At 54.9% G+C, this 22,927-nt stretch carries 23 protein-coding genes and 1 pseudogene; 12 read left to right on the forward strand and 12 right to left on the reverse strand.

All coding sequences use genetic code 11. The features are described from left to right. The first annotated feature begins 16 nt into the window (after positions 1 to 16). The 4 genes from hutP (at position 17) to ACR1UW_RS03925 (ending at position 4,125) form a co-directional block, all read left to right on the forward strand. Complete coding sequence (gene hutP, locus ACR1UW_RS03910; protein ID WP_498934631.1) at positions 17 to 463, forward strand: histidine utilization transcription antiterminator HutP; 447 nt, start codon at positions 17 to 19, stop codon at positions 461 to 463. Between the two features lie 119 nt (positions 464 to 582). Continuing rightward, entirely contained in the window at positions 583 to 2,097 is a 1,515-nt protein-coding gene (hutH, locus tag ACR1UW_RS03915) for a histidine ammonia-lyase (protein ID WP_498934633.1), read from the forward strand. A 343-nt stretch (positions 2,098 to 2,440) separates the two neighbouring features. After that, the gene (locus ACR1UW_RS03920; RefSeq protein WP_185968142.1) at positions 2,441 to 3,169 is read left to right on the forward strand and encodes a TerC family protein; all 729 of its coding nucleotides are present in this window, start codon (positions 2,441 to 2,443) and stop codon (positions 3,167 to 3,169) included. 23 nt (positions 3,170 to 3,192) lie between these two features. Then, positions 3,193 to 4,125: a D-2-hydroxyacid dehydrogenase gene (locus ACR1UW_RS03925; protein ID WP_498934635.1), complete on the forward strand. Its 933-nt coding sequence runs from the start codon at positions 3,193 to 3,195 to the stop codon at positions 4,123 to 4,125. Positions 4,126 to 4,172: 47 nt separating this feature from the next. On the opposite strand, the gene ACR1UW_RS03930 is transcribed toward ACR1UW_RS03925, so the two are convergent. From ACR1UW_RS03930 to ACR1UW_RS03945, 4 genes are all read right to left on the reverse strand, one after another. Continuing rightward, complete coding sequence (locus ACR1UW_RS03930; RefSeq protein ID WP_023633723.1) at positions 4,173 to 4,895, reverse strand: LutC/YkgG family protein; 723 nt, start codon at positions 4,893 to 4,895, stop codon at positions 4,173 to 4,175. Continuing rightward, positions 4,892 to 6,322, reverse strand: coding sequence for a LutB/LldF family L-lactate oxidation iron-sulfur protein (locus ACR1UW_RS03935; RefSeq protein WP_498934638.1), 1,431 nt, complete (start codon positions 6,320 to 6,322; stop codon positions 4,892 to 4,894). Before ACR1UW_RS03935 ends, ACR1UW_RS03930 begins: the two co-directional genes overlap by 4 nt. An 18-nt stretch (positions 6,323 to 6,340) precedes the next feature. After that, positions 6,341 to 7,060 (reverse strand): (Fe-S)-binding protein, encoded by a 720-nt coding sequence (locus ACR1UW_RS03940; protein ID WP_023633721.1) that lies wholly within the window; start codon positions 7,058 to 7,060, stop codon positions 6,341 to 6,343. A 109-nt stretch (positions 7,061 to 7,169) separates the two neighbouring features. After that, positions 7,170 to 7,895 carry a FadR/GntR family transcriptional regulator gene (locus ACR1UW_RS03945; RefSeq protein ID WP_498934640.1) on the reverse strand — a complete coding sequence of 242 codons (726 nt, stop codon included), beginning with the start codon at positions 7,893 to 7,895 and terminating at the stop codon, positions 7,170 to 7,172. 306 nt (positions 7,896 to 8,201) lie between these two features. On the opposite strand from ACR1UW_RS03945, the gene ACR1UW_RS03950 reads away from it, so the two are divergent. The 3 genes from ACR1UW_RS03950 (at position 8,202) to ACR1UW_RS03960 (ending at position 12,757) form a co-directional block, all read left to right on the forward strand. Beyond that, entirely contained in the window at positions 8,202 to 9,878 is a 1,677-nt protein-coding gene (locus ACR1UW_RS03950; protein WP_498934642.1) for an L-lactate permease, read from the forward strand. 81 nt (positions 9,879 to 9,959) lie between these two features. Further along, a complete protein-coding gene (gene glcD / locus ACR1UW_RS03955) occupies positions 9,960 to 11,396 on the forward strand; it encodes a glycolate oxidase subunit GlcD (protein ID WP_498934644.1) in 1,437 nt (478 codons plus the stop codon). After that, positions 11,393 to 12,757, forward strand: a complete 1,365-nt coding sequence (locus ACR1UW_RS03960) for a (Fe-S)-binding protein (protein ID WP_498934646.1) — start codon at positions 11,393 to 11,395, stop codon at positions 12,755 to 12,757. The genes glcD and ACR1UW_RS03960 overlap by 4 nt, the downstream gene beginning before the upstream one ends. A 113-nt stretch (positions 12,758 to 12,870) precedes the next feature. Here the strand turns inward: ACR1UW_RS03960 and ACR1UW_RS03965 are convergent, their stop codons facing one another. The 3 genes and pseudogenes from ACR1UW_RS03965 to ACR1UW_RS03975 form a co-directional block, all read right to left on the reverse strand. Beyond that, positions 12,871 to 13,011 carry a rod shape-determining protein gene (locus ACR1UW_RS03965; protein WP_233130451.1) on the reverse strand — a complete coding sequence of 47 codons (141 nt, stop codon included), beginning with the start codon at positions 13,009 to 13,011 and terminating at the stop codon, positions 12,871 to 12,873. Between the two features lie 10 nt (positions 13,012 to 13,021). Continuing rightward, positions 13,022 to 13,201, reverse strand: a pseudogene (locus ACR1UW_RS03970) (rod shape-determining protein); the annotation flags it as partial. 329 nt (positions 13,202 to 13,530) lie between these two features. Continuing rightward, positions 13,531 to 13,983, reverse strand: coding sequence for a C40 family peptidase (locus ACR1UW_RS03975; RefSeq protein WP_429894291.1), 453 nt, complete (start codon positions 13,981 to 13,983; stop codon positions 13,531 to 13,533). Positions 13,984 to 14,330: 347 nt separating this feature from the next. On the opposite strand from ACR1UW_RS03975, the gene ACR1UW_RS03980 reads away from it, so the two are divergent. From ACR1UW_RS03980 to ACR1UW_RS03995, 4 genes are all read left to right on the forward strand, one after another. Further along, complete coding sequence (locus tag ACR1UW_RS03980; protein WP_498934649.1) at positions 14,331 to 16,787, forward strand: putative bifunctional diguanylate cyclase/phosphodiesterase; 2,457 nt, start codon at positions 14,331 to 14,333, stop codon at positions 16,785 to 16,787. A gap of 1 nt (position 16,788) precedes the next feature. Beyond that, a complete protein-coding gene (locus ACR1UW_RS03985) occupies positions 16,789 to 17,160 on the forward strand; it encodes a DnaJ family domain-containing protein (protein ID WP_013522951.1) in 372 nt (123 codons plus the stop codon). Positions 17,161 to 17,370: 210 nt separating this feature from the next. Further along, positions 17,371 to 17,940 (forward strand): PX domain-containing protein, encoded by a 570-nt coding sequence (locus ACR1UW_RS03990; protein WP_096226297.1) that lies wholly within the window; start codon positions 17,371 to 17,373, stop codon positions 17,938 to 17,940. Between the two features lie 150 nt (positions 17,941 to 18,090). Then, positions 18,091 to 18,732, forward strand: a complete 642-nt coding sequence (locus ACR1UW_RS03995; protein WP_498934652.1) for a precorrin-2 dehydrogenase/sirohydrochlorin ferrochelatase family protein — start codon at positions 18,091 to 18,093, stop codon at positions 18,730 to 18,732. Between the two features lie 155 nt (positions 18,733 to 18,887). Here ACR1UW_RS03995 and bshB2 read toward each other — a convergent pair whose 3' ends face one another. Continuing rightward, entirely contained in the window at positions 18,888 to 19,541 is a 654-nt protein-coding gene (bshB2, locus tag ACR1UW_RS04000) for a bacillithiol biosynthesis deacetylase BshB2 (RefSeq protein ID WP_033009572.1), read from the reverse strand. 13 nt (positions 19,542 to 19,554) lie between these two features. Further along, the gene (locus ACR1UW_RS04005) at positions 19,555 to 19,902 is read right to left on the reverse strand and encodes a YojF family protein (RefSeq protein WP_025949074.1); all 348 of its coding nucleotides are present in this window, start codon (positions 19,900 to 19,902) and stop codon (positions 19,555 to 19,557) included. 163 nt (positions 19,903 to 20,065) lie between these two features. Between ACR1UW_RS04005 and ACR1UW_RS04010 the strand changes: the two genes are divergently transcribed. After that, a complete protein-coding gene (locus tag ACR1UW_RS04010) occupies positions 20,066 to 20,836 on the forward strand; it encodes an arginase family protein (protein WP_277391789.1) in 771 nt (256 codons plus the stop codon). A 99-nt stretch (positions 20,837 to 20,935) separates the two neighbouring features. Here ACR1UW_RS04010 and ACR1UW_RS04015 read toward each other — a convergent pair whose 3' ends face one another. The 3 genes from ACR1UW_RS04015 to cobA all read right to left on the reverse strand — a co-directional run bounded on the left by ACR1UW_RS04015 (position 20,936) and on the right by cobA (position 22,823). Beyond that, the gene (locus ACR1UW_RS04015; RefSeq protein ID WP_033009595.1) at positions 20,936 to 21,220 is read right to left on the reverse strand and encodes an acylphosphatase; all 285 of its coding nucleotides are present in this window, start codon (positions 21,218 to 21,220) and stop codon (positions 20,936 to 20,938) included. A gap of 69 nt (positions 21,221 to 21,289) precedes the next feature. Beyond that, positions 21,290 to 22,036: a sirohydrochlorin chelatase gene (locus tag ACR1UW_RS04020; RefSeq protein ID WP_033009575.1), complete on the reverse strand. Its 747-nt coding sequence runs from the start codon at positions 22,034 to 22,036 to the stop codon at positions 21,290 to 21,292. 10 nt (positions 22,037 to 22,046) lie between these two features. Further along, positions 22,047 to 22,823: a uroporphyrinogen-III C-methyltransferase gene (gene cobA, locus ACR1UW_RS04025; RefSeq protein ID WP_050368201.1), complete on the reverse strand. Its 777-nt coding sequence runs from the start codon at positions 22,821 to 22,823 to the stop codon at positions 22,047 to 22,049. Positions 22,824 to 22,927 lie beyond the last annotated feature (104 nt).

Here is a 22,927-nt window from a genome sequence, read left to right on the forward strand (position 1 = left end):
TAGGTGTGTAGAAGCCATGGAACCAAGACAAGCGCGCATCGGCCGGCAGGCGTTGCTGCTGGCGATGCTGGATGAGGGGGAGGAAGGCCCGGTCTTGAGCCAGCTTGAGGCGCTTTTGTGGCGCTATTGCCAAGGGCGGGTCGGGGCGATGGAGCCGCAAAAAATCGTCGCGGCGATTGAGACGGCGGCAAAGCGGCATGGAGTGGTGGACGGCGGCTTGTACCGCGAGATGCACGCCTTATACCATGCGATTTTAGAGGCGGTGCATGGCGTGACGAGAGGGCAGGTAGAGCTGGGAGATTTGTTGAGAACCGCTGGCCTTCGTTTCGCCGTCGTGCGCGGCATGCCGTATGAACAGCCGAACGAAGGGGAATGGATCGCCGTTGCGTTGTACGGGACGATCGGCGCCCCGGTGCGCGGGCTTGAGCACGAGGCGGCCGGGCTTGGAATCAATCATATATAAGACGGTAAGTGCCTAGAGCAATAAGTCATGAGGAGGCGAACGTTGCCATATGGCAGGGCGCCTCCTTTTTTGTTTGCCCAGGCGTTCGATTGAGAAAACAAACGAAGGGAGATGAAATGATGATCGTATTGACCGGGCATACATTGACGATCGATGAGGTAAGACGTGTTGTCTATGAACGGGAGCGGGTGGCGGCTGATGAGGAAAGCATGAGGGCTGTCGAGAAAAGCCGTGCGGCAGTGGAACAAGCGATCTCCAATGGACGGACGATCTATGGCGTGAATACGGGTTTTGGCAAACTCGCCGATGTGCGCATTGAAGGAAGCGACCTTGAACAGCTGCAAATCAATCTTCTCCGCTCGCACGCCTGCGCGGTCGGAGCGCCGTTTGCCGAAGATGTCGTGAGGGCGATGCTTCTTTTGCGAGCCAATGCGTTGTTAAAAGGGTATTCCGGCGTGCGGCCGGCGGTCATTGAGCAATTGCTTGCCTTTTTGAACGCCGGCATCCATCCGATCGTGCCGCAGCAAGGTTCCCTCGGCGCCAGCGGCGATTTGGCGCCGCTTGCCCATTTGGCGCTGGCGCTGGCCGGCGAGGGTGACGTGATGTACGAAGGGCGGCGGATGTCTGCTCATCAAGCGCTCTCACAAGCAGGGATTTCGCCGCTTTCGTTGCAAGCGAAAGAAGGGCTGGCGCTTATTAACGGCACGCAGGCGATGACGGCCGTCGGAGCCCTTGCTTACTTAGAGGCGGAACAACTGGCGTATGACAGTGAATGGATCGCGGCGCTGACGATTGAGGCGCTTTATGGCATTGTGGACGCGTTTGACGCCCGCATCCATGCAGCCCGCGGGTTTCAGGAGCAGGCGGAGGTGGCGGAACGGCTGCGCCGCTATTTAGCGGGCAGCCAACTCACAACAAGGCAAGGGGAGCGGCGCGTGCAAGACGCGTATTCGATCCGCTGCCTCCCGCAAGTGCACGGAGCGTCGCTTAGGGCGCTTCGTTATGTGAAGGAAACGCTTGAAATCGAAATGAACGCTGCTACGGACAATCCGCTTATTTTTGCGGACGGGACGGAGCTCTCTGGCGGCAACTTTCATGGCCAACCCGTTGCGATCGCCATGGATTTGTTGAAAATCGCGGTGGCGGAGCTGGCCAACATCAGCGAACGCCGCATCGAACGGCTTGTCAATCCGCAGCTTAGCGAAGGCTTGCCGCCGTTTTTAAGCCCACAGCCCGGCTTGCAGTCGGGAGCGATGATTATGCAATATGTCGCCGCTTCGCTCGTGTCGGAAAACAAGACGCTCGCCCATCCGGCCAGCGTCGATTCGATTCCGTCATCGGCCAACCAGGAAGACCATGTCAGCATGGGAACGACCGCCGCCCGCCATGCGTACATGATCGTGCAAAACGCAAGAAAAGTGCTGGCGATTGAGCTCATTTGCGCGTTGCAGGCTGTCGAAGCGCGCGGCATCGAGCGAATGGCCCCGTCAACGAGGCAGTTTTACCATAAGGCGCGCCGCATTGTTTCCTCCATTACAGCTGACCGCGTCTTTTCTGATGACATTGAAGCGGTGGCGGCGTGGTTGAGCGAAAGGGCAAACCATCACTTTCTCCGCGATGAAGCGAAAGCTTAGAAGTCTAGTGAGAAAGAGCCAGGAAGTTGTGGGGTTGCAAGGTTTTTCAACTTGAGAAATACTGTTGGAGGACAGCATTTCCCCTTGAATCACCAGCTTTTTCAAGAAGGGCAAAGCATAGTGGGCGTAGAGGCGTGAGAGCGTTCAAGGATAGGTGTTTGAAAAAATGGTAGTTATATAGACCTTTTCCGCTAGAGATAGGGAAGCAGTCATCAGTGAAGATGGTTTGCTTCCCTAACTTTTTCTACGGAGTTCGGACGATGCAGTGAGCCTTCCCCATAATTGGTTAGGACGAGAGCATTGACAGTCTATTCCATTGTTGTCCCCCAGTCGAATTTGCAGTATGATGAAGAAGAGAGACAAAGGGGAAAGGGTGGGTATATCATTGACAATTTCTGCCGCGGCGCTGTTGGCGTTATGGAAGATTATTGCGATTGATATCATTTTGTCTGGGGATAATGCGGTCGTCATTGCGATGGCGACGCGGCGGCTGCCGAAAGACCAGCGAAACAAAGCGATTTTTTGGGGAACAGCGGGGGCGGTGTTGTTGCGCATCTTGTTTGCAGCCATCATTGTCTTTTTACTGAACATCCCGTTCGTTCACTTCGTTGGCGGATTGCTGCTTGTATGGATCGCCTATAAAGTGCTTGTCGAACGGGAAGAGGAAGCGAACGTACAATCATCAGACCGGTTGTTGAAGGCGATTGCGACGATTATCATTGCCGATGCAGTGATGAGCCTTGATAACGTTGTTGCTGTGGCCGGGGCGGCCGAAGGGCATCTTGGCATGCTGGCGCTCGGGGTAGCCATCAGCATCCCGATTATGATTTTCGGCTCCAAAGCGATCGTCCGGGTGATGGAACAACATCGATGGATCGCGTACGTTGGCTCCGGCATTTTGGCGTGGACGGCCGGAAAGATGATGGCGGGGGATGAAGGGGTGCTGCATTGGGTTCACCTTTCTTATGGCCCGTTCGTCTACGCGGTTGCCGCTGGCGTGACGATTTTGGTCGTGTCTGCCGGCTATATCACGAATAAAAAGGCCGAGCGTGAAGAAGGGACGTTGATTTGAGCGGTTGGGGGTGGTGTGATGCCATGAACATCCAACGCATTCTCGTGACGGGAAGGCTTCATGCCGAGCTTGCCGCCCTTCTCCCGGACAAGCGGCCGGATAAAGCGTTTCGCTTTGTGGCGGAAGAAGAATTGACGGCCAATGATTTCGCCTGGGCGGATGCGTACGTCGGCTTTCGTCCGGCCGGGCCGTTTTCGCTCGCCAATTTGCGCTGGGTGCATTCGCTCGGCGCGGGCGTTGACGCGTTTTTGTGGAAGCAGGAATGGAAGAAGAACGTGTTGCTGACGCGGACGATCGGGTCATTTGGCGAGCAGATCGCCGAATATTGCCTCAGCTACTTATTGCGCGACGCCCAATGTCATGACGTGTATGCATGGTATCAAGAACAGCGGCAGTGGAAGCCGCTCGCTCCGAAACGGCTTGGTGAACAGCGGATTGTCATTTATGGGACGGGTGAGATCGGCCGGCGCATCGCGGAAACGCTTCGTCTGTTCGGCGTTTCGCCGATCGGCGTATCGCGAAGCGGCCGAGACACGCCGCCGTTTTCGGCTGTTTGCCGCCATGAAGAGGCGGGGGAAGCGCTTGCTTGCGCTGATTGGGTGATCGCTGCGCTTCCGCTGACAGAGGAAACGCATCATCTCTTTGACGAGACGTTTTTTGCCTGTTTGCACAACGCGGGCTTTATCAATGTTGGGCGTGGGGCGACGGTTGATGAGACGGCGCTTATCGGCGCCTTGGAAAACCGAAATGTCCGCCTGGCGGTGCTCGATGTGTTCGAAGAAGAGCCGCTGCCGCCGCACTCGCCGCTTTGGGTTCATCCGAATGTCATCATCACCCCGCATATCGCGGCGCTGACATCAGCGGATGCCGCCGCCCATAGCGTTTTAGACACGCTCCGCCGCATCGAAACGGGCGAACCGCTTGACAATGCGGTCGATGTGAGCCGGCAATATTGACGAAAAACGGTGCCCTATGATCGAGAATGGGCACCGTTTCGTTTTGATCAGCGGTCAGTGACGACGATATACGCCGCTTTCATCGGGCCGTGGACGCCGACGACCAAGTTCATTTCAATGTCGGCCGAGTTGCTCGGGCCGGTGATGAAGTTGATGCATGACGGAATGAGGACGCCTTTTTCAATTTGCTCGTGAATGATGGCCGCCGCTTGCGTCATGCGAGGCACAACGGTGCTTTTCGGAACGATGGCGATATACGTCTTCGGCAAAAAGTGAATGGCCCGCCCTTGTTCATTGCGGGAAAATAACACGACTGTCCCTGATTCCGCCAGCGTGATGTCGCTGAAGGCGATGCCGACGTTGGCCTGTTCGGCGGCGTCAATGTTTTGGCGTCCAAGCGCCGGATTCCAAATATGGACGGTCGTTTGTTCTGCGGGCCATTCGTCGCGGAGCAAGGCGGACAGCCCGTACTCGGCAAAGCGCGGGTCATCCGGCACGATGACCGGGCCGCCGCCATAAGCCGTGACTTGTTGCTTGAGCACCCCAGCAAGTCCGGCGTTTGTCGTCTCAATGTAATCAGTGTGAATCAGTTTACATTGTTCGCGAAGCACTGCCAACAAGTCGTCTTGGCTATAGCCGGCAAACACCGTCCATTGCGGCGCATAATCCCATTGCGGCCGGGAGACGCCGGACAGGCGCGGGCTTCTCCCAAGGCGCTCGGCGATGGTTTGCAAAAACGCATCGCGGTTTTGAATGGTGCCGCGCGTCATGATGGATTCCCTCCTTTTTGGCGTGTTTGGAACCAGTCACGGAACCGTTCTTTGCTCGGCGCCGGAAATTCGCGTCTTTCCGTCCATGCTTTGAGCGGGCCGGGGCCTTTTGTGATGCGCCCGTCTTCGGCAAACGGGGCGAAGGCGCTTGGTGCCAACTTCGTGCCGAACCGGTACAATGACGGTGAGGCGGTCCCGAGACGAAACGCCTTCATCGCCAATTTTTCTGCGGCCGGCGCTTTTCCTTCGCGCTCCACGATGATTTGGCGATGTTTGATAAGCAGCTCATGAAGCGGAATTTTCACCGGGCACGCTTCCGTACAGGCGGCGCAAAGGGAGGACGCGTACGGAAGCTCCTTGTAGTCGTCGTAACCGCCCAACAGCGGCGACAAGACCGCTCCGATTGGGCCGGAGTAAATGGAACCGTACGAATGGCCGCCGATATGGCGGTAGACCGGGCAGACGTTGACGCAGGCCGCGCAGCGGATGCATTGCAGCACCGGTTGAAACTCCGTGCCTAAAATTGATGAACGCCCGTTGTCGACGATGACGAGATGGAACTCTTCCGGACCGTCAGCGTCGCCTTCATCGCGCGGACCGGTGAGAACGGTGATGTAGCTCGTCAGTTTTTGCCCGACAGCGCTTCGTGTGAGCATGCTCACCAGCACTTCCATCTCCTCAAACGTCGGCACGATCCGCTCCATCCCCATGACGGTAATTTGCGTTTTCGGCAATGCGGTCACCAAATCGGCGTTGCCTTCGTTCGTCACAAGCGTGATCGATCCCGATTCAGCGATGGCGAAATTGCAGCCGGTGATGCCGATGTCAGCCGTCAAATAGTCGCGCCGCAGCATTTCACGGGCGTGGCGCGCAAGCTCAACGGGGTCGGACGATTTCGTATAGCCCAGCTTCCGTTGAAAGACATCGCGGATTTGCTCTTTGTTTTTATGGAGCGCCGGACCGACGATATGCGACGGCGGGTCATGGTCGTCAATCTGCAAAATGTACTCACCGAGGTCGGTTTCGACCACTTGACAGCCGATGGCCTCAAGCACCGGATTTAAGTTGATTTCTTCTGTCACCATTGATTTCGATTTGACGATTTTTTTCGCTTGCTTTTCCAAAGCGACGCGGCGGATGTAGTCGTTCGCCTCTTCGGCTGTTTGGGCGAAAAAGACGTGGCCGCCCCGTTTGGCAACGTTTTCACTGAGTTGCATTAAATAAAAGTCCAAGTTTTCGAGCGTATGCTTGCGGATTTGTTCAGCAAGCGACCGCCACTCTTCCCAATGGCCGAGCTCTTCGATGACGCCAAGCCGCCGCACATAGCCGCGGTCTTGCATGCCGGCGACCGCCCCGCGCATAAAATCGTTGTGCAAGTTTTCTTCGACCCGCTTCCAAAACGGACCGTTTTCAATTTTCATCGGCATGTCCGGGATCCTCCTCTCTTACTTTCGTTGATTGAGCACTTCGGCGATATGCATGACGCGAATCGGCTTGCCGAGCCGCTCGATGCGCCCGCCGATGTTCATTAAACAGCCGCAGTCGGCGCCGATTAAATAGTCGGCGTCCACTTCTTCGATATGCGCGATTTTTTCATCGACCATTTGTTCGGAAATCGGCCCCATTTTGACGGAAAATGTGCCGCCAAACCCGCAGCACTGGTGGGCGTTCGGCAGCGGAACGAGCTCAAGCCCTTTGACGTTTTTCAATAGGCAAAGCGGCGCTTCTTTGACGCCAAGAAGGCGGGTCATATGGCAAGACGTATGGTACGTCGCCCGTCCGTGGAGCGAGGCGCCGACATCTTCGACTTTTAGGACATCAACGAGAAATTGCGTCAATTCGTACGTTTTCGCCGCAAGCTGTTTCGCTTCCTCTTCCCATTCCGGGTCGCCGTGGAAAAGGTGTGGATATTCTTTTACCATCGCCGCGCACGAGCCGGATGGGGTGACGACGTAATCAGCGTGGGCGAACGCGCGCATCATCTGTTTCATGGCTTCTTTCGCCTCTTTGACGTAACCGCTGTTATACGCCGGCTGGCCGCAGCATGTTTGCGCTTCTGGAAAATCTACTTCGCAGCCGAGCCGCTCGAGCAGTTCGACGGTCGCCTTGCCGGCGTTCGTATAAAAAAGATCGATGAGGCAAGTGACGAACAAGGACACTTTCATTCGTTTCCCTCCTGTTTTTTGAGGATTCAGTGAACTGGTCATCTGATGACTATATGTCTATTATAAACCATTTTTTCAGATTCGTAGCTCTTTTTTGCAAAAAACGCACTCAGTTTGGCTGCTGAGTGTGAACGTAGCGGCGCAACACGTTTTCGACGTTTGTCAAATGGTCGAGCATGCGCGCCCGGGCGGCGTCTGGATTTTGTTTGCGAATGGCTTCAAAAATGGCCTGGTGTTCCGCAAGCAGTTTTTCGGTCGTCGTTTGTTTCGAAAACAGCCAAATGCGGCGCGTTTCCCGCATCGTTTCAACGATCATCCCGGAAACGCTGTTCATGATGCTTGTGAGCATCGGATTTTGCGATGCTTCGGCGATGGCCATATGAAACGCCAAGTCGGCTTTTTCGCCAAGCTCATCGCTGCCGATGCCTTCTTTCATTTGTCGGAGCGCTTCCGCCATGGCTTCAAGATCGCGCTCTGTCCGTTTGGCAGCAGCGAGCGAGGCGGCGCCTGCTTCGAGCAGTTTGCGCACCTCAAGCAAGTGCCAAATATCTTCTTTGTTCATTAAGACGGCGATCGAAAGCGGAAATGTCATCATCGTCGGATCGAACTCACGCACGTACGTCCCTTCGCCTTGCTTCAATTCAATCAGCCCCATCGCTTTTAACGCGGTGAGCGCTTCGCGGATGGCGGCCCGCCCGACTTGGAACTGCTCGGCGAGCTGCTGGACGGAATCGAGCTTATCACCGGGCTTCAACTCGCCGTTTTTGATCATATCAAAAATCGCTTCGGCCACTTCTTCGTAAATTTTTTTCGTTTTGATCCGTTTAAATGCCAATGGACCCACCTCAATACGATAAAGTAGATTTCCGATTGTAGGGGAAATCTCCTGCAATGTCTATTATGATACAGCATCATGGGAAGAGACAAGCGCTTTTTGCAGCTGGGGAGAGGAAGCAGTGAGTGGAAAGTTCAAAAAAATAAAAAAACACCTATTGTCTTTTGGAGAAAACGCTTTTATAATTTGAGACAGACGGCGTTTCTTATCCGGTCATCTGATGACTGGAAGAGTGAAACAGAAAGATCAGTGGGCGATCATTTGCAAACGCCGATAAGTCGGACATAAAGGGGAGGAGAAAACCGCATGCAGTGGAAGCAAGATTTTACGCCAATCGCCGACCAGCTTTGGTTATCGGCCATTGTCGCACTCATTCCGATTTTGTATTTCTTTTGGGCTTTGGCCGTCAAGCGGATGAAAGGGCATGTCGCCGGGCTGACGACGTTGCTGCTTGCTTTGGTGTTGGCCGTAATCGCTTACAGGATGCCGGCCGGCAAAGCGGTCATGTCGGTGACGCAAGGGGCGGTGTACGGGCTGCTCCCGATCGGCTGGATCATCATTACGTCCGTCTTTTTATATAAGCTGACGGTGAAGACCGGCCATTTTGACATCATTCGCAACTCCGTCGTTTCCCTCACCGAAGACCGGCGGCTGCAGGCGCTGCTCATTGCCTTTTCGTTCGGGGCGTTTTTGGAAGGGGCGGCCGGGTTTGGCGCGCCGGTGGCGATTTCAGCGGCGCTTCTGGCCGGATTGGGGTTTAACCCGCTGTACGCCGCAGGCATCTGTTTGATCGCCAACACAGCGCCGGTGGCGTTCGGGGCGGTCGGGATTCCGATCATCTCGATGGAAGGGCCGACCGGTGTGCCGGCGATGGAAATTTCGAAAATGGTCGGGCGGCAGCTGCCGTTTTTATCGGTGTTCATTCCGTTCTATCTCGTTTTGATTATGGCAGGATGGAAAAAGACAGTCGAAGTGTTGCCGGCCATTATCGTCTCCGGCGTTTCGTTCGCGCTCACGCAATATTTGACATCGAACTTTTTAGGACCGGAGCTGCCGGACATTTTGTCCTCGATTGTTTCAATCGTCGTGCTGGCCGTCTTTTTGAAATATTGGAAGCCAAAAAGCACGTTCCGTTTCGCATCGGAACCGGAAGTGGCGGCTGCTGGGCAGGCCGCTCGCGCTGCGCACCGCGGCGGGGAAGTATTCCGCGCCTGGTCGCCGTTTCTTGTGCTGACGGCGTTGATCTCGCTTTGGGGCATCCCGCAGGTGAAAGCGGCGCTCACCGGCCATTATGAAGGGACAAACGGTTTGCTCAAGCTTGTCAATGCCATCGGAGCCCATTTGACGTTTATGCCGCCGGTGCCGGGGCTCAATAACCAAATTTTGAACCCAAGTGGCCAGCCGATCGCTGCGGTGTATAAGCTTGAGCTGCTCGGCGCGGCTGGAACGGCGATTTTGGTGGCGGCGGTCGTCACCAAGTTCATCATCGGCATCTCGTGGAAAGATTGGGCGCGTACGTTTGTGGAAACGCTTAACGAATTGAAATTTCCGATCATCACGATCGCTTCGGTTGTCGGCTTTGCCTACATTGCCAACTCGTCGGGCATGAGCACGACGCTTGGGATGGTGTTGGCGAAAACGGGGTCATTCTTCCCGTTCTTCTCGCCGATTTTAGGCTGGCTTGGCGTGTTCATCACCGGTTCGGATACGTCGTCGAACTTGTTGTTCGGCAACCTGCAAAAAGTGACGGCAACATCGATCGGCATGGATCCGGTGCTGGCGTTGGCGGCCAACTCATCGGGCGGCGTCGTCGGGAAAATGATTTCGCCGCAGTCGATCGCGGTCGCCTGCGCGGCCGTCGGCTTGACCGGCAAAGAGTCCGACTTGTTCCGCTTTACGGTCAAACATAGCATATTCTTAATTATCTTGGTTGGTATTCTCGTGTACCTGCAATCGACGGTATTGTCGTGGATGATTCCGTAACGGCAGCGAAGGGGGACGAGGCTTGGCCTGGATGGAAACAGACGCCAAGCCCAGTCCCTTTTCCGCTGTCGGCGAATGCAAATGGATGTGGAAAGGGTGAGACCATTGATTCCAAATGAAGCGAAAAAACGGTTGATTCAAGTCGTGGGAGCTGAAAACTACGATGACACGAAAACGGGGCGGCTCGTCTATTCGTATGATGCGACTCCGCAGTTTCAGTCGCTCCCCGATGCAGTCATTGCGCCGCGAAATACGAAAGAGGTCGCGGAAATTGCGAAAATTTGCAACGAGTATCGCATCCCGATCGTGCCGCGCGGGTCAGGAACGAACCTTTGCGCCGGCACGTGTCCGGTCGAAGGCGGGATCGTTCTTCTGTTTAACCATATGAACCGCATTTTGGAAATTGATGAGGAAAACTTAACCGCGACCGTTCAGCCGGGAGTGGTGACGCTTGATTTGGCGAAAGCCGTTGAAGAAAAAGGATTGTTTTATCCGCCGGACCCGGGGTCGATGAAAATTTCAACGATTGGCGGCAACATCAGCGAAAACTCAGGCGGCTTGCGCGGCCTGAAATACGGGGTGACGCGCGACTATGTGCTCGGGTTGGAAGTCGTCTTGGCGAACGGCGATGTCATCCGCACCGGTGGCAAGCTGGCAAAAGATGTAGCTGGCTATGACTTAACCCGTCTGTTTGTCGGATCGGAAGGAACGCTTGGCATTGTCACCGAAGCGACGTTAAAACTTATTCCGATGCCAGAGACGAAGCAGACGATGCTCGCTCTTTATCAAGATTTGGAGGCGGCCGCCCGTTCGGTGTCGAAAATCATCGCCAACAAGATCATTCCAGCGACGCTCGAGTTTTTGGACCAGCCGACATTGGAAGTGGTCGAAGATTTCGCCCGCATCGGCTTGCCGACCGATGTGAAAGCCGTTTTGCTCATTGAGCAGGATGGGCCGAAGGAAGTGGTAGAGCGCGATATGAAAAAGATGGCCGATATTTGCCGGGCCGAGCAGGCGGTGTCCGTTCAACTCGCCCGTTCGGAGGAAGAAGCAGAGGCGCTGCGGACGGCGCGGAGGACGGCGCTGTCGGCGTTGGCGCGCTTAAAGCCAACGACGATTTTAGAGGACGCAACCGTGCCGCGTTCGGAAATCGCCAAAATGGTCAAAGCAATCAATGAAATTGCCGAGAAGTACCAGTTGAAGATCTGTACGTTCGGCCATGCCGGCGATGGCAACTTGCACCCGACCTGTCCGACCGACGCCCGCAATCGTGAAGAAATGGAGCGGGTGGAACGAGCGTTTGAAGAAATTTTCGCCAAAGCGATTGAATTGGGTGGCACGATTACCGGCGAACACGGCGTCGGGGTGATGAAAGCGCCGTATTTGGAATGGAAGCTCGGTCCGGCCGGCATCGCTGCCATGAAAGCGGTCAAGCAGGCGCTCGACCCGAACAATATTATGAATCCGGGCAAAGTGTTCGCCAAAAGCACGAGAAAACGGGTGGTGGTGACACGATGACAACGAAGATAGAACGAGCGCTCATTCAGAAAGCGTTTCAAGAACGGATGGATGAGGATGAACTGATGAACTGTATGCGCTGTGGCTTTTGCCTGCCATCATGTCCGACGTACATCGAATCGGGGCAGCAAGAAGCCCAGTCGCCGCGCGGACGGATTGCCTTAATGAAGGCGGTCGTCGATGGACTGATTGAGCCGGACGAAGAGGTGGAGCGGGCGCTCAACTTATGTTTAGGCTGCCGGGCATGCGAGTCGGTCTGTCCGTCCGGGGTCCGCTACGGCCATCTGCTGGAAGAGGCGCGCGACATTATCGCCCAGCATAAAAAAATGCCGCTTCCGGTTCGCCTCATCCGTAAGCTTGTGTTTGCCGGACTGTTTCCGCATCAAGAACGGATGCGGAAGGCGACGGCGCTTCTCGGTTGGTATCAGCGCTCCGGCTTGCGGACGCTTGCCCGCAAAACGGGGCTGCTTCGCCTGCTTCCGGCCTCGTTCCGGCAAATGGAGCGCGTGCTGCCGGACGTGCCGACGGCAAAAGAGATGAAAAACCGGCCGCATCGTTTGAATCCGGACGGTACGGTGAAAAAACGGGTCGCCTTTTTCGCTGGCTGTTTGATGGATACGATGTTTATGGAAACAAACGATGCGACGCTGCGTCTATTGCAGCTCGCCGGCTGCGAAGTCATCATCCCGCCGTCCCAAGGGTGCTGCGGGGCGCTGCACGGCCATGGCGGGGAAAAAGAGATGGCGAAAGAGTTGGCCAAGCGAAACATTTCCGCTTTTGAGCAGCTTGATGTCGACTACATTGTGACGAACGCCGGCGGCTGCGGTGCGTTTTTGCTTGAATATGACCACCTGTTAAAGGATGATCCCGAATGGCGCGACCGGGCGGAGGCGTTTGCGGCGAAAATCAAAGACATTTCTGAAGTGTTGGTTGAACTCGGGTTTCACCAACTACCGCTTCGCGTGGCGCCGCAAACGATCACCTACCAAGATTCGTGCCATTTGCGCAACGTCATGAAAACGGCGGCCGCCCCGCGCCGTTTGTTGCGGGCGATTGACGGCGTCGAGTTCCGCGAGATGAACGATGCTGACCGCTGCTGCGGATCGGCCGGCATTTACAACCTTGTGGAACCGGAGATGTCAATGCAAATTTTAGACCACAAAATGGAAATGGCGAAACAAACGAAAGCGACGACGATCGTCACCGCCAACCCGGGGTGTTTGCTACAAATGAAGCTTGGCATTGAACGGGCCGGGCTGTCAGGAAGCGTCCGCGCCGTCCATATTGTGGATTTGCTGCTTGAGGCCGCTGAGGGAGCACAAGCAACGCAAGGGGAGGAGCGCATTCGGCAGACGTCCTAACACCACAGTGGGCGGCCTCTCCGTGCCAGGAATGCCCATAGCTGGTCTAACAAGAACCCCCGCGATGGCGCGGGGGTTTTGAGTTGATTCAATGATCGGGAGTTGGAAATGAGCTACAGCGCTGCATCGAGGCGCTTTGGCATCGCCTGGAGCGCCTTCCCCGTGCCGATGGCGACCGCTTCAGCTGGATTGGGCGCGACATGCACCGGCACGTGCAGTTCCGTGCTCAGCCATTGCTCGATGCCATGCAGCAAGGCGCCTCCCAACATGGGGCGGAGTCTTGCCGATCATTTGTTTTGCCTTTTGGCCGATTGCCATAAGCTTGTCCGCCTGGCGGTTATAGGCGACCGTTGCTGGTTCGTCAAACAGAAGCCCTTTCGTCTGGCTGAACAGCCTGACATTCATCGTCCCTAAATCAACGCCCAGCTGTGAGGAAGCGAACAACGGAAACACCTGCCTTTGTCAAAAATCGATGAACGGACAACCAGTCATCATCTATACTATTCGACAAGAGCCGCGGCTTTATGTCCATATTGTTGAAACGGGAGGGGGCAGCCGTTGCGGCTGGGGATCATAAAAAATTTTTTTGTTTTCATGTATAAAAGACGAAAAGGGAGGAAATGAATAATAGCGTAACGTTTCCAAGTATTCCCCCGATCCCCTATGAATATATATTAGGCCCTCCGGTTTCGGAGGGCCGCTTTTTTGGCATAATAAAAACCCCCTGCCTATTAAGCGCGCTTAATATGACAGAGAGCTTTTGCAATGAACCGCTACAGACGCTTGGCTCCGACATATCTTGTTTTCCAATAGCTGCTGTTTAAGCTGTCGATTTTGACACCGCGGGAAACGGCATGAATAACTTGATTGTTCCCAATATAGATGGCAACGTGGGAGACGCCTTTTGTCTGTTTCGAAGTGTCAAAAAACACCAAATCCCCTGGCTGCAATTTTGATTTATGTACGTATTTTCCTTTTTTATACATTTCTTTGGACGTGCGCGGCAGCGTGACGCCGACTTTTTTATGGGCATAGTAAACAAATCCCGAGCAGTCAAATCCTTTTGGCGTTGTGCCGCCATACCGATACGGAGTGCCGACCAGTTTTTTGGCCTCGGCGATCAGCCTCGTCTTGTTGGCGGCTGCGTCAGAACTGGAAGTGCTTACAAATAAGGAGGAAAAAAGAACGATGAATGCTGCAGAAACAAGCGTAAGCCATTTTTTCATTTTCCCGAACCCCCGACAAAATCTTTTTCCATTCGACGTTGTTTGATTACAGTATAACAGAGGAAAACGGTCTTGTTTTTTACAGTTGAATTAAATAATGTTACAGTGTGATTACAAATATAGCACCTAGTCCTAACGGTTTATAGTAATCCAATCCTATGGCTTTATGCGAAGACAGCCGCATTTAAGTCGTCGGCGGCACGGGTTTTTCTAATACTCCGGTCCTATAGGCTGTTGGTGTATGTCGGATGTTGTCGAATGAATAGGAATGGCGGTGGGAAGCATGGCCAAGCCCCCCGTTTTATAATGAAAATAGAGAAAGATCGAAAAATCTACCATGGTGATGAATGATGTCGAATAAACCGGAATATATCTTATATGTGGCAGGGATTCTCACAACCGCTGCTGCTGTTTATGCGTACGGCCATTGGATGGCGAAGCGGCATCGGACGCCGCCGCCGTGGCGGTTCGCTCCGAAGCTTGTCGCCGCCTTTGCGTTGTTCGTCGTGCTTTTTCTCGGCGCAGGCATCGCGTATATCAGCTATGCGGAACAGCATGAACATCGTAAATATGAAGAAGCTGCGAACCAAATCGCCGGCATGATCGCCGGCGATTTGGCCGCCATGGGCCATGAACGGCTCGATGAAAAGGCCGCTTCCTCTCCGGTGTATCAATCCGCGCTTCAGGCGCTTGAGCGCTGGCAAAGCCCCGGCCGTCTTTTGAGTGTATACACGATGAAGAAAAACGGGCGCGGCGAGGTGTATTTCGTCGTGGCTCCAGCTGTTGATTACAACCGGAACGGCCGCATTGACGGCCCGAAGGAGCAGCCGGTGCCGCCGGGGACGGTGTACCGCCATCACCTTCCGGAAATAGAGCAGGCATTTCAGGGGCAATTTGTGATGGAGAAGGCTCCGACTCGCGATGAGTGGGGAAGAAGCATCAGCGCCTTCATGCCGATTCGCGCCGCCGATGGATCCATCGATGCCGTTGTGGGCATTGATTACGATGCGGCCGTGTACGATCTCCGGCTGCAAAAGGAGCGGCAAAAGGCGATGTGGGCGATGGCGATGCTGTTTTGGATCGGGGCGGCGATATACTTGCTGGCGCTCCATCAGCGCATGGAGCAGAAGGCGTTTGCCGCGTACAGAAAAATGCTCGCGGCCAGCGAACATCGGCTGCGGCGGTTGGCGGAAATGACGACGGAAGGCTTGATCGTCTACGCGGGCGGCAAAATTATCGAAGTCAACGAGGCGGCGTGCCGCTTGCTTGGTTATACAGAAAGTGAATTGGTTCATTTGCCTGTAGATGATCTTGTAGTTCAAGGGTCGATGACAGAAGCCCGCTCGGATGGGGAGCGCAAGCGGTTTGAAATCGAACTGCGCCGAAAGGATGGAACGGTGTTTCCGGCGGAAGTGTTGCAGCGCCGTTACGATTACGAAGGGCAAAACGTGATGGTTGCTGCTGTCCGCGACTTGACCGAGCAGAAGCAAAACGAAAGGCGGCTGCAATACTTTGCCAGCCATGATGAACTGACCGGTCTCCCGAACAAAGAAGCGATGTATAAACAGATCGAACAATGCCTCGCCGGCGCCAAACGGAATGGCCAAGAAGCGGCTGTCATGTTTTTGGAAGTGAGCGGCATTAAGACGATCAACGATTTTTACGGCTATGCTGTTGGAGACGAGGTCTTGCTCCATCTGGCCCGCCTTTGGCGAGAGCAGAAAGGGATTATGGTTGGACGTTGGAGCGGAAATGAATTTATCGCTGTGCTGCCGGATAGCGCGAATGAAAAAGCGGAGGAAGCAGCGAAACGGTTGATTGAAGTTGCTGACGAACCGATCGTTGTCAACGGTCTTGAGCTATATGTGACGGTGAACATCGGCATCAGCGTCTATCCGAAAGATGGGGAGGAGGCGAAAACGTTAATTCGTAAGGCAGATATTGCCCGCTATGAGGCGCGAAAAAAAGCGGCAAGCGATTTTCTCTTTTTCACTGAACCGATGGCCGACCGGCTGCATGAAAAGATGGCCATGGAACGCGATTTGCGGCGCGCGCTCGAAAACGGGGAGTTCGAGCTCTATTACCAGCCGCAGATTCGGCTTTACGACCGGCAAGTCATTGGCATGGAAGCGCTCATCCGTTGGCGCCACCCGGAAAAAGGGATGGTTCCTCCATCATTGTTTATCCCGGTTGCCGAACAGACCGGCATGATCATCCCGATCAATGAATGGGTCATCCGCACCGCCTGCCGGCAAACAAAACAGCTGCTTGACCGGTTTCCGCACTTGTCTGTCTCCGTAAATTTATCGCCATACGAGTTTGAAAGCCGCCGATTTGTGGATAAGCTCGCCGGCCTGCTCGCTGACACCGGGCTGCCGCCGCACCATTTAGATCTGGAAATCACGGAGCGGATGACCATGGATACAGAACGTGCGCTTGATATTCTCTCGAACCTGAAGGCGCTCGGTGTGACGATCAGCATGGACGATTTCGGCACCGGTTACAGCTCGCTCAGCTACCTGACCGATTTGCCGATCGATCGGCTGAAGATCGACCGTTCGTTCGTCCAGCATATTCAAGGAAAAAAAGATGTCATCTTGCCGGCGATCATCCGCCTCGGGCATAATATAGGTGTCAAAGTGTTGGCCGAAGGGGTCGAAACGGAGACCGAAGCGGCCTATTTGCAAGGAAAACGGTGCGATGAGGCGCAAGGCTACTACTTTTCCCCACCGCTTCCGTATGATGAGTTTGTTCGCTTTTTGAAAGAGCAGCATGCGAGGCGGCGGGCGCAGGAGTTGACGTGAAATGGACGGATTTTGGCGCATCGCCGAGGAGAAAATTCGCGAGGCGATGAAAAACGGCGAGTTTGACAACTTGCCCGGCTTCGGCAAACCGCTTGAGATTGAAGACCTTTCCCGCATTCCAGAGGAGCTGCGGCTCGGGTATTTGTTGCTGAAAAACGCCGGCTATGTGAGGGAAGAAGCGGAGCTGCGCAAAGAGCTTTTGACGCTCGAGGACTTGCTTCGTTGCTGCGAGGATGATGAGGAAAAACGGGAGCTGGAGAAAAAGAGGACGGAAAAACAGCTTCGTTTGGCCGAATTGATGAAAAAGCGGGGGCAGACGAATTCGAAGGCGCTGCGCGACTACGGGCGGCGTATTGAAGAGAAATTTCGCTAAACGTTTTTTTTTCAACATGAAGGGGAGGACCTCGTTTTTGTAGGTCTTCCCATTTTTTATGCAAGGATATCCAAAAAACGGGGAAAATAGGGGAGGAGTCAATGGTTGGAAAGGAGGCGGCGCGAAGAAGAGCAAAAGCGGATAATGAATCCCAGCTGTCTAGTCGTGGGTGAATGGTGAGTGAAAGGAAAAGGAAAAGGAGTGAACATCGTGAGAAACGTATGGATTGCCTTTTTTGCTTCACTCATGCTGGCGATGCCGTCATGGGTGGCTGCCGGCAGCCATAAAGGAGAGGCAGCCGATGTGCATCTGCCGGTCGGCCATATGTGGGAGCACGACAGATTGGATGAGCAAAAGTGGATGGAGATGGTTCAAACGTATACGCCTGAACAGGCAGATGAATGGAAAAAAGTGCTCGACGAGCGGAACGCGTTGCGTCAGCAGTTGAACGATGAGAACGTGAAACAGGCCATTAAAGAAAAGTGCAAAAAGATGAAAAAAGAGCGTGAAGCGGCGCTTGACCGGCTCATCGATCAGCTGGCCAATAAAAAAATCACCAAAGAACAGTTTAAACAAGAGCTGAAACAGTTGCATAAAATGAAACGGTGGATGACGAAAGAAGAAAAACAACAGCTTCATCAGCTTCATGAACAAACGAGGCAAGCGATGGAGAACAATGATCAGGAGGCCATGAAAAAACTGCTCCCGCAATGGCTTGAGCATATGAAAAAGAAAAATGAACGGTTGGCGAAATGGCTTCAAGAAGTGAAACAAGGATGATATAATGAAGAAAAAGGCCGTGTTCGATGCACGGCTTCTTTTTTTACTTTTTGTTGTCAGCCAAGGCAGGCGGTCGGGGAAGATTGCGCCTGTTTGTGCGCAGAAACCGACTCAGTCTGCCTGATGGATGCCGGAATGGGGGGTTGCGCCGTGGGGTATCCGATTGTTCTTCATGTGCGCGGCCGCCGCGCGGTCGTCGTTGGCGGCGGGAAGGTGGCGGCGCGGAAAGTTTACGGTTTGCTCGAAGCAGAAGCGGACGTTGTGGTAATCGCCCCGGAGGCGGTGCCGGACATTGAAGCGCTCGCGGCCAAAGGAGAGATCGTTTGGCGTAAGAAAACGTTCGCTGAAGACGACTTGGCAGGAGCGTTTCTTGTCATTGCGGCGACAAACGACCGGAATGTGAACGAAGCGGTGGCGCAAGCAGCAGCGCCCGGCCAACTCGTAAATGTCGTGGATGACCCGAAACGGTGTGATTTTCACGTTCCCGCTGTCATCCGCCGCGGTCCGCTCACCATTGCCGTGTCGACCGGGGGGGCAAGTCCGGCGCTTGCCCGCCGCATCCGCCGCGAGCTTGAGGAGAAGTATGGTGAAGAGTATGAGCCGTATCTTCAGTTTTTGCGGCAGGCGCGCGATATCATTTTGCGTGAGGTGGCGGACGATGCCGCACGAAAGCGGCTGTTTCGGGCGCTCGCTGCTGAGTCTTTCCGGCAGCGGGGCCGATGGGATGAAGAGTTGGCCCAGCTATTGGTGAACGAAAAAGAACGAAACGGGGAAAGAGGGAAAGAGCCATGAACATTCCGATGTATATTGTCGATGCGTTCACTGACCGGCCGTTTGCCGGCAACCCGGCGGCTGTCTGCTTGTTGCCGCTTGGCGGGGTTTCGGTGAACGCGGAAACAAGGTGTCCTCATCGGGATGGACACCTTGTTCAAGGAGGGTTAGGCAGGTCAATCATCCCAACGGTACGTCCAAAACCGCTCCGTTTTGAGCCAGGCAAGCGCATCCCCGCGCTTGGAGGCTGCCTGCATCAGCCCTTCGGTTTGCGAACGGTGGGCGCGGATGGCGGCCAGCTTCGTCTCGATCACCGGGCTGACATCGCGGATGACGTCTGGCTGGCCAAGATCTTGTTCACAGTTTTTCGCAAACGCCACACAATGGACGGTCGGCCGTTCTTCTTTTGGCCAGCGCGTCAAGGCGCTGATGACTGCAGCGCCGCATGCATCGTGGTCAGGGTGAACGCTGTAGCCAGGGTAAAACGTGATGACGAGCGACGGGTTTGTTTCTGCCACGATGGCGGCAATCCGGTCAGCGAGTTCGTTTTCATCCTCAAATTCGACCGTTTTGTCGCGATACCCGAGCAGGCGCAAATCGCGAATGCCGAGAACGCGGCACGCTTCTTCCAGCTCCTGCTTGCGGATGAGCGGAAGCGTTTCGCGGTTGGCAAACGGGGGCACGCCCATGTTTCGCCCCATTTCCCCAAGGGTCAGGCAGGCGTACGTCACCGGTGTGCCGCTTTGCACATGCTGGGCGATGGTGCCCGAAACGCCAAACGCCTCATCATCCGGGTGGGGAAACACAACAAGTACGTGTCGTTCCTTCATCGCAAGCCCCTCCTTATGCGAACGGCGTGTCGCTCAGCTCAAGAGCGACAGCCAGTTTCCCTTCGTAATCGTGTCCGGCCAACAACAATTGTCCTTCGTTCGTCCATTCCCAATGGGTCAGCCCTTCGGCGTACACCCAGCCGATTTGAAGCTTCAGCCCGACGCGATACGGCCCCGGGCCGGTGATTTTGCCGCGGGTGAAGCGGATGCGGGCGTTGCGGATGTAAGCGCCGGCGGAAAAAAATCGTTCGTTATGATGAGAGGCGTACGCCCCGTTCGTCGTTTCTAAATGGATGTATACGTCGCGATTGGCGAAGCGGTCCAGCGCCTCTTGAACAGCGGCGGCGTCAATCGGCTGCACGCGGGGTCCCTCCTTTAGCTGTTTTCTATTATTGTACATGACCAAGGCATAGGAACGGAAATATTTCGTCTTTCATTGTATAATGAAGAACGGACACATCTTGGACTCATCCGCACCTGAGAGGCGTTGAACAACGATTCAGCGAAAGGAAAGGTGAGGAGAAATGGGGTTTCAAGGCAATGGTGTCACGATGCTCAATTTTGACGGCACTTACCGGCCGCAAAAGCGATTGTTCCGTTTTCCGCACGAATGGATCGATCTGTCGGATGTGCCGGAGACGAATTTGTATTGCAGCGGGGCGGCCCTCGCCGAAATCGAACGGCGGCTGCGCCGTCGGCGGATGCGCGGAGCGGTTTTAATCGGGAACGGCAACTTCCATTATGTGAGCTATTTGCTTGTAAAGGAGATGAAAGAGCCGTTTACGCTCGTTTTGTTTGACCACCATACGGATGCCGAAGGAGGGAGCGACCGCCTCATTTCGTGCGGCTCGTGGGTGGCTTACGCACTCGAACATCCACAGCTGCAAAAAGTCATCATTGTTGGTCCGTCATGTTCTCCAAGCCATCTCCGTTTATCTCCAAAGATTACAGTTCTTCCTTTCGATGATCACGATGAATGGCCGAAGGCGCTTTTGGACGCCATCCCGACCGGGAGCGTCTATATCAGCATTGATAAAGATGCGTTGCGCCGCGAAGACGCCGTGACGAACTGGGATCAAGGGATGATGCCGCTTTCCCGGCTGCTCGCTTGTTTGCGCCTTCTGCTATTCTATAAAAAAGTGCTCGGCGTGGACATATGCGGGGAGTACCCGCAAGCCGCTGTCGATGTATTCCATCCATTTTGCCGTGAAGCGCAGCAAAAAAATGAGCGCGCAAATACGGCCATTTTGGAGACGTGTTTTCAATATGCGGCGCCGCATTTGCGGCCGGCTTAAGCAGGACGGATGGTGATCCCGCTTTTTCATTGGTGGAAAGAGCGCTTGGCGGCAGACGGACAACGTCTGCGCTGGGAATAGATCCAAGCGGTGCAACAGTCAAATGCCGCTTCCGTACACAATGCGGAACTTAGTTTCGTCAGGGCGGACGGGGCGCGGCTCAACGTGCATGCGGGAAACTTTGGCAAACATCGTGCCGGCTTCAATCGTATCCAAAAACAGTTGGAGCGCGCTTTCATGCCCTTGGGCTTCCATCTCCACCGTCCCGTCATCGTTGTTTTTCACCCAGCCGGTCAGCTGGCGTTTGAGCGCTTCGTGTTGGACGAAATAGCGAAACCCGACGCCTTGCACGCGCCCTTCGACCATGACATGAACCCGTTTCATCATGATGAAGCCCTCCTTCGCTGCGGTCGCTTCGCTTCCATCATACCATGAAAAAAGGAGCTTGTCTGCTCAAGCTCCTTTTTTCGCTGCCGACAGCGCCTGCACCTGTTGTTGAATGAGCGTTACAAGCCGCGGATGATACCCTAAGTATGAGCATAAATGCCACTGTTGATCGGAAACAGGCATCGCTTGCAGCTTCCGTTCGACTGTTTTCATTAAAACGCCGGTAAACAGCAAATACGGCACGATAAAGACGCGCCGGTATATGGATGCCTGCGCCCGCTTGAACCCTTCGTCAAGCGTCGGGCGGATGGCGGCGAGAAAACAAACGTCAACGTGCGGCACGCTCGTTTTTTCTTGCAAGCGCCGGGCGATGGCGGCGATGTCGCGCTTCGTATCCGGGTCGCTGCTGCCGCGGCCAATCAGCAGAACCATTGATTCATGATCAAGCGGCGCCGGCTGCTCGCCGATGCGGTCGATGATGATGTCAATCATTGCATCGTGGACGCCAAACGGCGCTCCGCAGACGATCTCCAAAGACGGATGGCGCTGTTTCGCTGCTTTAAGCGCAGCCGGAATGTCCTGTTTGGCATGTCCGGCGGATAGAAGCAGCAACGGGATGACGATCACACGGGTTGCCCCTTGGGCGGCGCAACGGTCAACGCCGGTCGCAATATCCGGCTCAGCCAGCTCAACGAAGCACAGTTCTTGAATCGGGATGTCGATGGCCGCCTTGCATTGTTCAACGAAGCGGGCTGCTTCTCGGCGCGCAGCCGGAACCCGGCTGCCGTGGCTGACGTACAAAATGGCTTCCATCGCCATTGCCTCACGAGGTGGCGCCGGCGGCTGCCGATGATGACAGCAACCGCTCAAACCATTGAATGTTGGCGCGCAGCCGGACGACATCCCCGATGATGACCATGCTTGGATTTTCGATGCGTTCTTTGGCGGCAATAGCGGCGATTGTCGCCAGCGTGCCGGTGACCGTGCGCTGGATGGGGGTCGTTCCCCACTGAATGATCGCCGTCGGCGTATCCGGCGCCTTGCCGTATTTCATCAGCTGGCCGCAAATGTATGGCAAATTGTGGACGCCCATGTAAATGGCGATCGTATCAATGCCTTTGGCGAGGCTTTCCCACTTAATGTCTTCGCGGGTTCCGTCGCGGCGATGCCCCGTGACAAAGGCGACGCTGGAGCTGAACTCGCGATGGGTGACAGGGATACCGGCGTAAGCGGCCGCCGCGATGGCCGATGTGACGCCAGGGACGATCTCAAACTCGATCCCGTGCTGAACGAGCGCTTCCGCCTCTTCACCGCCGCGCCCGAACACAAACGGATCGCCGCCTTTTAAACGGACAACTGTTTTTCCTTTTTTTGCATGCAGAACGAGTGAACGGTTGATCGTTTCCTGCTGCATAGCATGGTAGCCGGGCAGCTTGCCGCAAAAAATGAGTTCAGCGTCTGGCTTGGCATATGCCAGCAAGTCTTCATTAATGAGGCGGTCGTACAAAATGACGTCGGCTTGTTGAATGCATTTCAACCCTTTGACGGTAATGAGTTCCGGATCGCCGGGGCCGGCCCCGACCAAATATACTTTCCCCATCGTTGTTTCAGCCCTTTCTGTCGTGATCCCGTCAGCTGCCGGCAGCAGTGCAAACGTTCCGTTGACGGGCGTGTTGATTAACCATTAAAAACCAGTTGATATCG

Origin of the sequence: Geobacillus lituanicus, assembly GCF_050994965.1 — a bacterium.
GTDB classification, from domain to species: domain Bacteria; phylum Bacillota; class Bacilli; order Bacillales; family Anoxybacillaceae; genus Geobacillus; species Geobacillus stearothermophilus.

Coding starts and splice junctions, on each gene's coding strand:
- ACR1UW_RS04010 (WP_277391789.1), top strand. CDS start 20,066: ATGGGGTTTCAAGGCAATGGTGTCACGATGCTCAATTTTGACGGCACT.
- ACR1UW_RS03920 (WP_185968142.1), top strand. CDS start 2,441: ATGATGAAGAAGAGAGACAAAGGGGAAAGGGTGGGTATATCATTGACA.
- ACR1UW_RS03930 (WP_023633723.1), bottom strand. CDS start 4,895: ATGACGCGCGGCACCATTCAAAACCGCGATGCGTTTTTGCAAACCATC.
- ACR1UW_RS04015 (WP_033009595.1), bottom strand. CDS start 21,220: ATGAAACGGGTTCATGTCATGGTCGAAGGGCGCGTGCAAGGCGTCGGG.
- ACR1UW_RS03985 (WP_013522951.1), top strand. CDS start 16,789: ATGGACGGATTTTGGCGCATCGCCGAGGAGAAAATTCGCGAGGCGATG.
- ACR1UW_RS03980 (WP_498934649.1), top strand. CDS start 14,331: ATGATGTCGAATAAACCGGAATATATCTTATATGTGGCAGGGATTCTC.
- hutH (WP_498934633.1), top strand. CDS start 583: ATGATCGTATTGACCGGGCATACATTGACGATCGATGAGGTAAGACGT.
- ACR1UW_RS03935 (WP_498934638.1), bottom strand. CDS start 6,322: ATGCCGATGAAAATTGAAAACGGTCCGTTTTGGAAGCGGGTCGAAGAA.
- glcD (WP_498934644.1), top strand. CDS start 9,960: ATGGATGTGGAAAGGGTGAGACCATTGATTCCAAATGAAGCGAAAAAA.
- bshB2 (WP_033009572.1), bottom strand. CDS start 19,541: ATGAAGGAACGACACGTACTTGTTGTGTTTCCCCACCCGGATGATGAG.
- ACR1UW_RS03940 (WP_023633721.1), bottom strand. CDS start 7,060: ATGAAAGTGTCCTTGTTCGTCACTTGCCTCATCGATCTTTTTTATACG.
- hutP (WP_498934631.1), top strand. CDS start 17: ATGGAACCAAGACAAGCGCGCATCGGCCGGCAGGCGTTGCTGCTGGCG.
- ACR1UW_RS03950 (WP_498934642.1), top strand. CDS start 8,202: ATGCAGTGGAAGCAAGATTTTACGCCAATCGCCGACCAGCTTTGGTTA.
- cobA (WP_050368201.1), bottom strand. CDS start 22,823: ATGGGGAAAGTATATTTGGTCGGGGCCGGCCCCGGCGATCCGGAACTC.
- ACR1UW_RS04020 (WP_033009575.1), bottom strand. CDS start 22,036: ATGGAAGCCATTTTGTACGTCAGCCACGGCAGCCGGGTTCCGGCTGCG.
- ACR1UW_RS03975 (WP_429894291.1), bottom strand. CDS start 13,983: ATGAAAAAATGGCTTACGCTTGTTTCTGCAGCATTCATCGTTCTTTTT.
- ACR1UW_RS03925 (WP_498934635.1), top strand. CDS start 3,193: ATGAACATCCAACGCATTCTCGTGACGGGAAGGCTTCATGCCGAGCTT.
- ACR1UW_RS03960 (WP_498934646.1), top strand. CDS start 11,393: ATGACAACGAAGATAGAACGAGCGCTCATTCAGAAAGCGTTTCAAGAA.